Source organism: Pseudomonas sp. SDO55104_S430, assembly GCF_054070595.1.
In genome coordinates this window covers 1-13,313 of the sequence record NZ_JBSVXG010000165.1, presented here as the reverse complement: position 1 = coordinate 13,313, position 13,313 = coordinate 1, and the positions used below count along the sequence as shown (strand labels likewise).

The following is a 13,313-nucleotide window of genomic DNA, read 5'->3' as shown; positions in this document are numbered from 1 at the left end:
CTGGATTTGTGTTAGCAGCAGATCAAAAACTGTGGGAGCGAGCCTGCTCGCGATGGCGGCGGGTCAGGCGACATCGATGTTGATTGTGCCGACATCATCGCGAGCAGGCTCGCTCCCACAATGGATCAGTGCTCCAGGAAACTCGGTTTATTGATAGGTGAGGGTGAAGCTCAGCGAGCCCTCGGCCTTGCCCGCACGAATGTCGGCGCTGTTTTTGAGCTGGTAGAAGCGCGCCTTGAAATCCAGCACTTTGTCTTTGCCGTCCTCGATCAAGCCGAAATCCGCGTCGCTGCCCAAGGGTACTGGCGTCACGCCGTCGCCGCGCAGGATCTGGATGCCCATTCCGGCCGCCGTGGAGGTCGGGCTCAGGTTGAAGATGCCCAGGCTGCCGTCACCTTCGGGCAGGGAGCCGTTGGCGCCGTCGAGGCGGATGTGGGCGGTGGCCTCGTTACCGCCGGTGGGGTCGGTCTGGCAGCTGGTGAGGCTGATGGTGAAGCTGGTCGGGGCGGTGGTGAAGCCTGGATGGGTGAAGTCCGAGGTGTTCCAGTCACCCAGCGGCACCGGGTCGACGCTGACCGGGTTGGCGCCCACCGCGCATTGCGACTGCACCACGGTGCCTCTCAAACCGTACATGAAACCCTTGCCGACCCCGGTGAAATGCCCGTCGAACAGCTGCCGGCTCAACTGATGCGGTCCCGGTGGAATCACCCCGGTTTTCACCAGCGTCACCTTGCTGCGCAGCCGCGAAAGCTTGAACGGCGACAGCAATGTCCGGGTGATTTGTGCCTCGAACGGCACGATCGGCTTGCCGCCAATCGGCACGAATTCATTGTCGAATCGCCCTTCGAACGGTACCTCCAGAGTGATACGCGCACCGACCCCCGGAATGTTGGTCATGAAAATCCTACCGCTGGAATCCTCTCCGCCAATAGGCTCATGCACCCGGCGATCGAAGGGTGCCGTCGGCAAGGCGCTGAAGTTAAGGGTCACGCTGCCATCGTTACTGCAAGTGATGCCCAGGTTCCCGGGGTTGCTGGTCTGGATCAGTTTGTCGACGACGCCGATGATGCTGCCGATCTTCGCATCGCGCGGCACATAAACGCTGCCCACATCCGCCTGAAAATCCATCGGCCCGGCCGCGCCATCCCAGAAGCAGGTGTTGGCCAGCGCAGGCGTTGCCAGCTGCCAGCCGACGACGATCCCCGCCAGGCCAAGGCCCCGGCGCAGTGATAATTTCATGAACGTTTTCCTTCAAAAAAGAACGACGGCGCACCCGGCGCCGTCTGAATAAGTGCAAGTCAGCGACAGATCAAGTCCTGCATCCGATAACCCTCGGTCAGCTCGCTGTGCTGCGGATCGATGTCAAGCTGACATTGCTGCCCAGCCCAGCGCACCTCGAGTGATTGCGGCTGATCGTCGACGCTGAGCATCAGCTGGCCGGCCTGGCCGACAACACCGATCACCGCGTTCTCGCGATCGCGCACCTGCGCACCGAAGGGCAACGGCTGGCCGTTGAAGGTGGCGTTGATCACCATGCGGTTCACCGAACGGGCGGCGAAGGTGGTCTTGACCACGGCCCCACGCCGAGGCACCGCCTGCGCCGTGCCGTTGTCGATCTCCACGTCCGGCCCCAGCTGATCGGTGTCCAGTTCCACATGGTTGACCCGGTAAGGGCGCAGGTACGGCACCAGCGCGTATCCCCGTTCATTGGTGCGTACACCCGGCGCGTTGGCGATGCCGACATCCTTGATCCCCGGCACTTCCACCAGTCCCGCGGTTTCCCCCAGATACGGACCCAGTTCGATGCCGTCGCCATGCAGCAGCACGGCGCCGGTGGCGTTCATCGACAGGTTGCGGTAGTCATTGCCCTGGCTCACGCCGGCGCCAACGTTGCCGTATTGCGTCTGGTAACCCATCGACAGTTCCGCCGATTGCTGGCGATTGTCTTGGTTGGCCACTGCGGCGCGATAGTTGAAGCGGTTGTCGTCCAGGCTGCCGTTGAGGCTGGCGCGCTGGCTGTGGGTGTTGCCGTTTTTCTGGACGTCGAAAGTCGCCGAGTTGGTGTGCCCGAAGCCCAGCGGCAGCGTCACGCTCAAGCCGAACTGGCGATCACTGTGCTGCTCCCGATCGCTCAACGACTGGCTGGCGAACAGGGTGTAACCGACACCCTTGTGCTGGGTGTTGAAGTTGAACTGGAACTGCCGACGCTGATAGTTGCTGCGCCAGAAATCTTCCTGGGACAACGACAGCGTCAGCGAGCTCTGCGGCGTGAGGTTCTGGTAGACCGCGGCTTCCAGGCGGCTGCGGCGGCTGCCACGGAAGCTGGCGTCCTGGCTACGCTGGCGCACCGCTTCATCGAAATCGCGATAGCCCTCGGTCGAATAGCGATAACCGGCAAAGCGCAGGCTGGTGCGGGTGGGGAAGGTCTTGCCGTACTTGATCGCGTAACTGGTGCCCTGCACCGAGTCCAGCTCCCGAGTGTCGAGATCGGCATCGGAGCGGGTGATGTCCAGGGCGAGGGCGCCGATGCTGCCCAGGTCTTTGGCGATGCCGACGTTCATCGCCTGGTAATGCTCGCTGGCGAGCAGGCCGCCATAAAAAGTCGAACCAAAGGCGCTGCCCATGGCCAGGGTGCCTTGCCACATCAGCGGGTCGTCGATGTGGCTGGCGGAGTTGTAGCGCCCGACGGCGGCGCTGTAACGCCAGCTGCCTTCGCGCAGCAGATTGCCCAGCGAGGCGTAGGGTTGGGTGAAGCGTCGAACCTGACCGTCGGCTTCGGTCAGGATGATTTCCAGCTCGCCGGCGCCGCCACCGGTGTTCAGGTCATCGATCTCGTAGGGGCCGGCGCTGACGTAAGTCGAGTAGATCGGATAGCCGTTCTGCCGCACTTCCAGACGCGAGCGGCTCAGCGCCACGCCGCGAATCACCGGCGCATAACCTTGCATCGAGTCGGGCAGCATGCCGGCGTCGGAACTGACCAGCGCGCCCTTGATCGGCACGCTCTTGAACACATCGCCGCCGGTGAACGCTTCACCCAGGGTCAGGTTGGCGTTCATGCCCGGCAGGTCACGCTGCGCGTAGGTGTAGGCGCGGGTCCATTCCCGTTCGCCGTGACTGTCCTGACGCCCGCTCTGATTGGTACGCAGCCGCCACGGGCCGAGATTGACGCCGGCGTTGAGGAACAGGTCCTGGCTGTTATTGGAGCCATTGCGGTTGGAACCCTGTTGTGCGGACACCTGATAGTTGAGGAATGCCGCGTTGATGCCCTCGTCCCAGCGCTCGGGGTCGACGTAGCCCGCGACGTCGCGGCGCATGGCGATCTGCGGAATGGAAAGGGCCAGTTGCAGCGCACCACCGTCGAATTCGCTGCGCGCGCCCTCGATCAAGGTGCTCAGTTGCAGGCAATCGGCGCCGAGCTGTTCGGGGTTGGCCAGCGCATCGAGCTTCACGCCGAACGCTTCAAGCTGTGCGGCGCTGAAGCAGGGCGCCAGCTCGCCGGATTCGTCGGGGACAAAGTCGAACTCGTGGCGACCGCGGTATTCGTGGTTGACGCGCACCTCCACCTGATACCGCCCCGGGCCCAGCGCCTGGGTTTCAGCCAGCGCCTGCAAGGCAAGGTGGCCGGCATCGGCGGGCTGCCTGGAGCCCTGGTGCATGAAGCCGCTCTGGAAGGAAAGCGGGGCGCCGGCCAGTGCAGGCCCTGCCTCGACGAGGGCGGCGCTGCCGCTGCCGATCAAGAAAAGCTGGGCAAAACGCTGGCGAGCGGGCACGCGCCGACGGCCCTTGAAAGCAATCATCATTTACGTCCTGGCTAGTGAATGCGAGGGGCGATCAGCGGCTGATCTGAAGTGGCTGGCTGATGGCCGGGGTGATGCCGCCGTAGTCATTGATGGTGGTGAAGGACACACGCATGTCGGGGCCCGGCGTGATCTGGTCGAGCAGGTACAGCTGGCGGTCGAGCGGGGTGACCATCGGCGGGGTGACCAGGGTCTGCGTGCGGCCGTTGGCACTTACTTCCACACGATGGAAGGTGTAGTGAAAAGGCGTGGGGTTGTTCACCACCAGACCGGTCTTGCCGCCGACCTGCTGCACCGACCATTGCAAATCCTTGAGACGCAGATTCGGGTTGTCCTTCAACTGGCTCGGGCGATAGAACAGCTTGATGCGGGTTCGAATGGCGATGTTCAGCACGTTGCTGCCCTGGTCCGCCTCGACCTGGGGGATTTCCTGGGCGTTGAAAAAGAACAGCGACTCGCGGTCGGTCGGCAGCGTGTTCGGCAGCCCGTTGATCTGCAGTTGCTGCTCCTTGCCGGCATTGACCCGGAACAACGGCGGCGACACCACGAACGGCACGGAGGTGGTGGTGTCATCGGCACTGGTGTTGACCCATGCCTGGACCGCATACGGCTTGTCGCCGGGGTTGGCGACCACCAGCGACACGCTGCGTTTATCGCTCTCGAACAGCACGCGGGTGCCGCTCAAGGTCAGGGCGCCGTGGCTGGCCGGTACGTGCACCGACAGCAACAGCAGAGCCATGGCACCGCCGCGGGCGGTCCTGTGCCGGCTCAAGGATTTGATCGAATGAAACATGAAATACCTCAGGGCGATGCGGGGACGCGCCATGCAGCGCACGCCCTTGAGCGCAGACGGGCTCTGCGCTCAAGGGTGAGTTTTAAGGGAGGGCGACGATGAAGTTGACGTTGGCAATCACCGGGCCTGGCGCGACGGTGGCCGCCACGGAGCGGTACTTGGTGTTGAACATCATGCGGGTTTCACCGACCGGGTTCAGCGGGTAAGCCTTCGACTGGGTGCCGCTGTCGATGTGCTTGTCATCGTTGTCCTTGATCGCCAGGGCAACGCCCAAGGCGCCGCCGGTCTGGATGCCGTAGTACTTGCCGTCGGTACCGGCGTTGCCGTGGGTACTGTCGAACTGCACGGTGGCGGTGTCGCCAACGGCGAAGTTGCAGGCCGCGCCGTCCTTGATCAGCAGGGCGAATTCACGACCACCGACTTCGGTGCCGACCGTGCCGCCGAAATCAACGGCTGCCACGCTGCCCAGGTTGATCGGACCCGGAGCACCGGTACCCGGATCGATCGGGTAAACCGGGCAAGTGTTGGCATTGATGTTTCCGGTGAAGTTGACCTGACCAACGCTGTTGGCGAAAGCGGAGGTGCCCGCCAGGGAAGCGGCCAGACCCAGGGTCAGGGCGATGAGCGATTTTTTCATGTGTACAAATCCTTTTAGTGCCTCCGTGCGAAAAGCCGAAACGGCATGGGGGCGGTACGCGGGTTAAGGCGTGAGAGTGTTTAGTGAAGGGGAATCGGTGTTTCGGCGGGCGGATGTTAGAGAGGGGTGGGGGGAGGGGATATGAGAGATCTCTCAATTGGGGGAATGCTTTATCTATGGATTCAGAACGCAAAAAAGCCAGGCAACCGTATGAGGACTGCCTGGCCGATGGTTGTTAAATCAATTCTTCCAACACTCTGAACGTGCGATTTTTCTTGTGATTCGATTGTCTGCCGCGCATGAATTCCTGCCTTCTTTCAGGCGGGCTTTCTTCAATTGTCGCTTTCGATGTTGTAATCGTGGGCCCTTTTTTGCGGGTTGTAGTTTGCGGCCCAGAGTACTCGACACCCTGTGTAGGAATCGGGTCGGCTCCTTCGGTTGCTGCTGCCTCAAACAGTTTGTATCGCAGAGCTCTCACCTTTCGAGCATTTGAGAAGTCCGGCACATCAAGAACAGTGGTGACTTTATCCGTTCCACTCATGACGTCGGCTTCATAATCCATCATCGTTCGAAAATGCTCTTCAAAATACCTGTCCGAACCAGAGCTGGATTTAATTGGTGCCTTGTAAAACTTGGGTGGTTTGAACGTTTTCAAGCCCGGTAGGGCAATTGCACCCACGGCCAGCGCTACCAGGGTCAGCCACCGGTTTGCGTGCTCGTCCTGAACGAACGCGCTTGCGCCTTCCACCCCAAACGACGCGAACGTTGTCCCTATTGTAGTTGTGAGAGAGTAGGCACTTGCCACTCCGCTGGTGAATGCAGCAGCCGCTCCCACAAAGACAGGCGCACTCGTGGTTGCGCCGACAGTGGCTGCCGCAATGCCGGCCGTATTCACAATCAGGGTACCCACGGCTGACGCTGTCGAGAGTTTGAAAGCAGCGGCCGCCGGTCCCGGATTGAATGTAATGAGCGAAACGATGATGCCGAATATCGCCGTTGCAACGGACACCCCGATACCAAACCAGGGGTTGGTAATGAGATCATTTTGTTGCGTACGACCACTTGGATCGCTGAACGCGATCGGATTGCCGGAACAGTACTTGTAGCAGTTGATACCGCCGGCACCGAAGGGGCTTGATGGGTCCGGGTTGAAGAAACGCATCAGGGACGGGTCGTAGGCGCGATAGCCCTGGCCGAGTAGATACCAACCGCCGACTGCATCGCGCACTTCGCCATTGAAGGCCAGGAGACTCTTGAATGGTGCATCGCTGCTGAATTCTCCGTAGGCGGTGTACATCGCACTGCGCAATTGGTCGGCTTGGCTTTCCGCGATTACGGAATGTTTGGCGTCGCTCAATAACAGCAACGTTTGGCTACCGTCTCCCGGTGATTGTTGCCCCAACGGCTGGCTATCAAGATGAAGCAATTGGGTATGCTGGCCATTGTGGATTGTGTCGCTCAATCGGTCGCCTGAATAGAATCGCAGGGTTTCGGGCTGATCCTCGTTTTTGGTTGCCACCAGAATGTCATGGGCATCGTAGTCATAACTGGTGATGGGTTGACCAGCCGCCGTGCTGACACCCATGAGCCGGCCAAGACTGTCGTAGTGCAACTGCTGCCCTTGAGTATCGTGCATCAGGTTGCCGTCGGGATCGTAGGTGAAATCCGTCGCCAGCTCCTGATAGTCGAAATGACTATGAACGGCCTTGATCAGTTTACAAGGGTCTTCGTCAGCGAAGCTGAAGTGCGTGATGTTTTGGCTGCCGTCATCAAAGTCGGTGCGGCTGTAAGTGATGTTGTCGAAGGCATCGAATTCGAAGTATTGCTTGACTATGGCGTTGCCGAATCGGTCCTTGGGCAACTGATCGCCCGAGCATGCATACACTTCCAACCGGCCGCGCAAGTCGTATTCGTAGTTTTCCAGCAGCGCGGTTCTGTTATCGACTCGCAGATGCCGGCTTTTCACATTGCCATCGGTCAGGTAACTCAACTCAATGCTGCGAACCGGTTGTACCGGTTGACCCTGAGCATCATTCAACTCAAGGGTGCGCTCGATTTCCCGGCCGATGTCATCGAACGCCAGAGTTGTGGTCAGCGTGTTGCCGTTGCCCATATCGGTGCTGGTCGTGCGGTACAAACGTCCACAGGCGTCGTATTCAAAAGCGGCCTGCAATTGGCCCTGGCGCATTGCGATGATGCGCCCATTGGTTTTGTGATACTCCGCCTCGGTAACCTCATTGCCAATATCGGTGCGAAGCATCAGCCGACCCTTCAACGAGCTGGTATAGCGTGTGACCCATGGCTGCGCGGTAGTTGGCTCCTTCCAGGTTTCGCTATCCAGATGTCCCGCCTGGCTATAGGTGAAACTCAAGGTACCCCGCGCATTGCTTGAGGTTGCGAGTTCACCATTGAGCGGGTCGTAATCGAAGGTGGCATCGCCTTCAGGTGGTTTGATGGCCGTTGGCCGATAGGTCAGTCCCGGCTTGTATTCAACGTCGATGTGCTTTCCTGCGGGAGTGACCCGACGACTGATCTGCAGCCGCCCCCCTTCGTAGTGCAACTGTTCAATGCGTCCGCCGACGTTGATCCTCGTCAAACGCTCCAGCCCGTCGAACTGTTGTGTACCCAGTGTCCTGGATGGCAGCTGAGCATTGCCGGGCTGCACAGTGATGGACGTCGGCAGTTGCTTGGCACTGTGCGCAGCATAGGTATGGCTGATGACCGTTCTGTCGGGCAACGTGTTGGTGAGAAGGCGACCCAGAACGTCGTAACGGTATCGGGTGACGTACCCCATCGGGTTGATTTCTTCAGTGCAGTGACTGAGCCCATCGTAGAAGTAGCGATGCAGGCTGACGCGTTTTCCACTCAGGTCGTATTGCTCGGTCCTGACGGTTTTATCGAACCGATTCGACACTGTGACGGACTTGCCGACGCCCGCGATCCATTGCGTTTTGGTAAAGCTGATCGGATCGTTACGAGTATTGCGCTTGATGCCATCGGGCCCGGTGACGCTGTCCTGCGTACCCCACAGATCGTAGGTGAAGGTACTGGTCAATCGCAGGTCGGTCTTTTCCAGCCAGTCGATTTCGGTTTGCTCGATCAACTGATTGAAGGCGTCGTATCTGGCCTCATAAGTTGCGCGAAATGCCGGTGGATTGCCGCCTGCATTGTCCAGATCCTGCAATTCTTCCTTGATCGCACGGCCCAGCCCATCCATCCAGGTGCGGGTCTTGATCTTCCTGGAGTCTTCCATCTCTTGACCCGCAAGATCGGTCACCGGTGCATCACCGGTGTCTGCCGGGCGGATCAGTCTGTAGGTGAACGTGCGGCTCGCGGCGTAGGGTGTGTTCGGCGCTTCTTCTTCTTTCACCACACGCCCCAGTACATCGTAGTTGTAGCGAATTTCCTCATCATCGTCCCAGACCAGCAGTGGCTCGCCATTAAGCAGCGAGCGCTCCTGGGAAACGCTTTTACTGACGTTGTCGAAATCGGTGGTCAGGGTATGAGTGGTACGCAATACCGTTTCACCGGCGAATCGGGGATAGGTGGCGCTTTCCTTGCTGTACTCGTAGTCGCAGAAAGTGGTGCAGGCGGGCGCTTTACCCAGTGTCACCGCCTGTTGTTTACGGCGGGCATGGGTCAGCGGGTTCGCAGGATCGTTGATGTAGGTGTACGTCGTTTTCTGCAGCAGATCCTCGACCGAACCCTTGACCTCCATCAGCCGTTCCTCGATCAGCACAACGCTGGGGACGGTACCGCCGATCAGGGGTGGCATTGATTCATAGAAGTGACGTGTGCGCATTGTCGGGGCGCCACTTTGCAGATCCGGCACAAGGTTTCGATCCGAGGCCGGGGTTACGGTTTTTTCTCGTATGTGGCGGACGTAACCGTAAGGGTCTGCCGGACATTCTCCGGGCACCCCTTCGGCTGGGTAATAGGACATTTGCTCGGTGATGCCGTTGGCCTGCACCGTCCTGGTCAGGTTGCCGTAAATGTCGTACTCCGACAGTTTCTTGTCCTGCCGCCAGAAGCGCGGGTCGTCGGTCAGGTACCAGGTTTCAGTGGCTATTTGCGGCAACTGGCAGCGCGGGTCCTGGTTTTCGAACGAGTCGGTGTCGTTGGCGTAATAGGTGATTTTGTGTTCTTTGCGGCTGTTGCCTCGGGTCGTGACGTTCGCGGTCATCAGGTGGAAACGATTGAATGTGCGAATAATGGTTTGCAGGGGATTGGCACCATCCATCAGCATTTCCCGGGTTTCGTACTCGTAACCGCCCAGAATCTTGTAGAGGTTGTCTTCTCCCTCGTCATCCCAGCTGATGGGGGCGTTGTAACCAAGGAAGTTGTTACTGCTGTAGGTGTATTGCACCACCACCGGCGGCTGCCCGGCGCCCGGATCGGTGACATGGTCAGTAACCCGCGGCAGGTTGGGGAACCCGGGGTTTCCGGGGTAAGAATGACCACCATCGTTGTAACCAATGAGTTCGTAACTGCCCTGAGGCGTCCAGACCTCCTTGACGCACAGCTGGTTACGCTCCAGTCCATACCCAATGCGCCAACCTGCACCATTGCCGACGGGCAGGGTGACGCGGGTCAAATGACCGCCTTCCTGGTGCAGGGTGAACACCGCCAACGGCACACCTTGCGTAGGTTTAAGCCCGATTTCCACGGTGCCGGCGGTGAGGTTGCGCACCACTTGCAGCAATATGCCCTGGCTATCCCTGACGGTGTTCAGCATTCGCCCGCTGGCAAAATTCTGGTAGTCCAGCGTCACCTGGTGACCCTGTGCGGAACACAACATGACCGGCACCGCAATCTGCGGTGTGGTGCCGGTGAGCTTGAGAAACTCCACCAGCCCGTCGGCATGCACCACCATGTAGTGTCCACGGGGATCGTTGGTCAGCTCAAAGAGTTTGAACGAAGCAATTTTCTGCTCTTTCATTTTCAGGCGGTTGGGCTCACCCTCGTCACCGTAGTCGCCCGTGACCTTGAAACTTTCTCCAGAGTGCAGGGAAAGGATCTGCTTGCCAGGTGCATACTCGGTCAGCGGCAGGCTCCAGCCTTTTCCATAACCATTGTCCAGCGTATTGAGCGGACTGAACGCCAATTGCAACGGGACGACCGGGCCACTGAGGTCGCAGGTTTTGACCTCAGGCAGTGCTAGCGAAATGGTGTACAGGCCGGTACGCGGGTCGACGCCGGATTTGACGTAACTGGCGAAGTTGGTTGCGTTGGAATGGAGGGCGGTAGGAGCGGACATGAACAGAACCTCGAAGACGGGGAGTGGTTACTTACGTTCTACGCGCACGCATGAGAGTTTTCCGTGAACTTGCCCTTTGCCAATACTTCTAAGTTTCATAACGCCGGGTTCAACAATCGCTCCCTCAGGCATTCCCCATAAGCTCGAAAGATTGATTTTCTGTGTTGTCGTTGGTTGCTTGATGGTTTTCACTTCCATTTCCCAACGATATCTATAGCATCGATCATTTTCCTGGCCATTGAAGAAGGAGATGATTAATCCCGAGTCGACGTTGTCAAGACTCACCGAGTAGTATTGATCATTCTTGCAAGAGTTTTGGTCGTCATTCTTGAAAGAGTAATCTATTGGTCCTCCATTCGGTTGCGACACCGCTGGAAGGGAACACTGGATTTCATTGTCTTTCTCCCACAAAGTGATTGTTCCCGCAGCCTGCAAGTAACCCGCCTGGATCATCCCGAAGCTTGCCAAAAAACCACCGATCATGAGTTTTTGCATGCTCATTTCAATGTGCTCCTGCTTGTCAGTTTGATTGACCATAAGCCTTTCAAATCACACTAAACAGGAATTCCAGCTTCGTAAACCTAGCAGTTCTGATAGTTCCCAAACCTGAAATTCAGGCGTAAGAATGTGCCCAGTATTGCGGCATCCGCACACTTCGTTGATATAACTGCCTGAATTCAAGGACCTTCAATCATGATTGATCCGAACCCCGCACCGACCGTCCCTGCAATTGAAGCCGACAATGCGGTGGATGTGGACAAGTTGGGCAGTGCGAAACTGATGACGTATATCAAGTGGGGCAACATGGGCGATAACGACTTGATCGTCCTGAACTTTCTCGGCTGCGGCGAACATGGCGAGGTGGTGGATGAACTCAACAATCAGGTCACCGTCGATTTGAGCAAGGTAACCCCCGACGGCATGCCGGCGGAGATCGAAAACCACACGATCGTTGGTCTTCGCAATGGGTATGCCTTCTACTCCTACCGCGTACGTCCATTCGGTGCCCCCGATCCTGGCGATGAGTCGCGCCGGATATTTTTTTACATAGGCAAACGCCCCCGTGCGAGACCCGCGTTGCCGGTGCTGCAGATCAAGCAGTCCCATGACTTGCACCTGGACCTGAGCGTTGCCCCGACCCAATTGGATGTGGACATGGTGCCCTATCAGGCGATGTCCAAAGGCGACATCGTCACTCTGCATTGCCGCCGCTATGAAGCGGACGGCCAGGAGTATCTGCCGGCGCTTGAATACCCCAGCGAGGTGACAGAGCAAGACCTGGGCAAACCTTTCGCGCTGTTTCTGCCCAAGAGCGATCTGCGTCGGGTGGACGGTGGCCGGATCGAGGTGCGCTACGGCATTCAGTACGTGGGTACGAGCAGTGAAACAACCCTGTCGACCATGCAAACCTTTCAACTGGTTCCGCCCCTGGAACCCACCTTGCCGGCCTTGAGCATCGTCGGCCACACCCCGGGTGATCCGATCAAACCCTCCCAGTATCCCGATGGCCTGCCATTGCGAATCGATGCCTATCCGGGCATGAACGCTGGCGATGAGGTGCTGTGTCACGTCGACTCCGATGCCGACGATGCAGAACCGCTGATCCTGCAGGCACAGGTCGATATCTCGACCATCGACAAAGGCTTCATCGAGTTTCTGGTCCCTCCCGAATGGGTCATGACCAACAACGGTAACCCGATCAGCCTGCTGTACCAGTTCGGCTGGATCGGGGCGGCCATGTCGGCTACTCCATACTCGGCGCTGATTCGTGATCGTCTGCACTTGCCCATGCTGATCGTGAATGGCGCAAGGCCTGGCGATAAGCCTGTGGAGGGCGAGGGTGAAATCGATGCCGCGGACCTGGCGGGCGTCGGCGTCGACATCATCATCCCGGACGATGCCAGCTACAGCCCCGATGACGAAATCGCCGTGCACTTCGAGGGCTTCGGCACTACCGGCAAGTTCATCGCGACCACGCCCAAGGAACCGGGGGGACGGACGTTCAACATCCCGGCTCATTGCATCCCGGCCAACATGGACAAGTCGGTCACCGTTTACTGCTTCGTCACACCGAAGGGCGACACGGTGCCGGAAAAGTCAGCCCTCTTTATCTTGCGTGTGAACCCGGTCCCGAAAGCCCAATACCGCGCTATCCAGTCAACTCAGGCACAAAGCACCAACGGCACCATTTACATCAGCCAGGTGCCTGCCCAAGGTGAAAGATTCTTTTTTGACTTCGGCTGGGTCTTCATCCGCGAAGGCCAGGTACTGGATGTCTTGCTGGTGGGAAAAGATACCAGCGGACAGGACTACAGCTATTCGCTGTTCGACAAACATGTCGTCACCAAGGCGCAGGCGGACAGCAGGTTGCTGGAGACGCATATTTCCGCGGTTGAATTACGTAAGTTTCAGCCGGGAAATTTAGTAGCAAGAGCGACGATTACGTATGAGCAGGATGCTCTGACCAAGCTCAATGATGCGCGGTTTGTGTTGGCGCTCTGAAGTGGGTGCCAGTGATTGCCTGTTTATATCGAGCCCTACGTCACAATGGTGAACCGCTCTGGTGTTCGAACCAATTTGGGAGAAAGATCATGGCTAAAGTGTTGGATTTCGAAGAATATATCGAGTGGTTAAGAATCAAGCCGCGCACGAATGATTGGGGGGCATTAGTCGCTTATGAGCAGAAAAAATGTAATGAACTACTGTTGCAGAATTACGTTGAGCGATTCGATGATAATTCATACATGGATCCATTTAATGGAACTTATTTAATTGGTGAGAATTTCTGGCAGGCGGTAATAAAATACGTTCAGGATTCGCCTCGAATCA

At 58.2% G+C, this 13,313-nt stretch carries 8 protein-coding genes; 2 read left to right on the top strand and 6 right to left on the bottom strand.

The features are described from left to right. Positions 1-147: 147 nt before the first annotated feature. From ACW9JE_RS22755 to ACW9JE_RS22730, 6 genes are all read right to left on the bottom strand, one after another. A complete protein-coding gene (locus ACW9JE_RS22755) occupies positions 148-1,239 on the bottom strand; it encodes a fimbrial protein (protein ID WP_457434009.1) in 1,092 nt (363 codons plus the stop codon). Between the two features lie 59 nt (positions 1,240-1,298). Further along, on the bottom strand, positions 1,299-3,797 hold the full coding sequence (locus ACW9JE_RS22750; protein ID WP_457434011.1) for a fimbria/pilus outer membrane usher protein: 2,499 nt from the start codon (positions 3,795-3,797) through the stop codon (positions 1,299-1,301). Between the two features lie 34 nt (positions 3,798-3,831). Next, a complete protein-coding gene (locus ACW9JE_RS22745; RefSeq protein WP_457434010.1) occupies positions 3,832-4,590 on the bottom strand; it encodes a fimbrial biogenesis chaperone in 759 nt (252 codons plus the stop codon). Positions 4,591-4,672: 82 nt separating this feature from the next. Further along, positions 4,673-5,227, bottom strand: coding sequence for a fimbrial protein (locus ACW9JE_RS22740; protein ID WP_224538583.1), 555 nt, complete (start codon positions 5,225-5,227; stop codon positions 4,673-4,675). A 235-nt stretch (positions 5,228-5,462) separates the two neighbouring features. Continuing rightward, a complete protein-coding gene (locus ACW9JE_RS22735) occupies positions 5,463-10,484 on the bottom strand; it encodes an RHS repeat-associated core domain-containing protein (protein ID WP_457434008.1) in 5,022 nt (1,673 codons plus the stop codon). A gap of 27 nt (positions 10,485-10,511) precedes the next feature. Beyond that, positions 10,512-10,985 (bottom strand): hypothetical protein, encoded by a 474-nt coding sequence (locus ACW9JE_RS22730; protein ID WP_457434007.1) that lies wholly within the window; start codon positions 10,983-10,985, stop codon positions 10,512-10,514. A 192-nt stretch (positions 10,986-11,177) separates the two neighbouring features. Between ACW9JE_RS22730 and ACW9JE_RS22725 the strand changes: the two genes are divergently transcribed. Together ACW9JE_RS22725 and ACW9JE_RS22720 are read left to right on the top strand one after the other, a co-directional pair. Next, positions 11,178-12,986, top strand: coding sequence for a hypothetical protein (locus ACW9JE_RS22725; protein WP_457434006.1), 1,809 nt, complete (start codon positions 11,178-11,180; stop codon positions 12,984-12,986). Positions 12,987-13,075: 89 nt separating this feature from the next. Then, on the top strand, positions 13,076-13,313 hold a 238-nt coding region (locus ACW9JE_RS22720; protein WP_457434005.1), incomplete at its 3' end, for a hypothetical protein.

What these genes read in the sequence shown, in the direction of transcription:
- ACW9JE_RS22745 (WP_457434010.1), bottom strand. Translation starts at nt 4,590, where the DNA reads ATGTTTCATTCGATCAAATCCTTGAGCCGGCACAGGACCGCCCGCGGC.
- ACW9JE_RS22725 (WP_457434006.1), top strand. Translation starts at nt 11,178, where the DNA reads ATGATTGATCCGAACCCCGCACCGACCGTCCCTGCAATTGAAGCCGAC.
- ACW9JE_RS22735 (WP_457434008.1), bottom strand. Translation starts at nt 10,484, where the DNA reads ATGTCCGCTCCTACCGCCCTCCATTCCAACGCAACCAACTTCGCCAGT.
- ACW9JE_RS22755 (WP_457434009.1), bottom strand. Translation starts at nt 1,239, where the DNA reads ATGAAATTATCACTGCGCCGGGGCCTTGGCCTGGCGGGGATCGTCGTC.
- ACW9JE_RS22740 (WP_224538583.1), bottom strand. Translation starts at nt 5,227, where the DNA reads ATGAAAAAATCGCTCATCGCCCTGACCCTGGGTCTGGCCGCTTCCCTG.
- ACW9JE_RS22730 (WP_457434007.1), bottom strand. Translation starts at nt 10,985, where the DNA reads ATGAGCATGCAAAAACTCATGATCGGTGGTTTTTTGGCAAGCTTCGGG.
- ACW9JE_RS22750 (WP_457434011.1), bottom strand. Translation starts at nt 3,797, where the DNA reads ATGATTGCTTTCAAGGGCCGTCGGCGCGTGCCCGCTCGCCAGCGTTTT.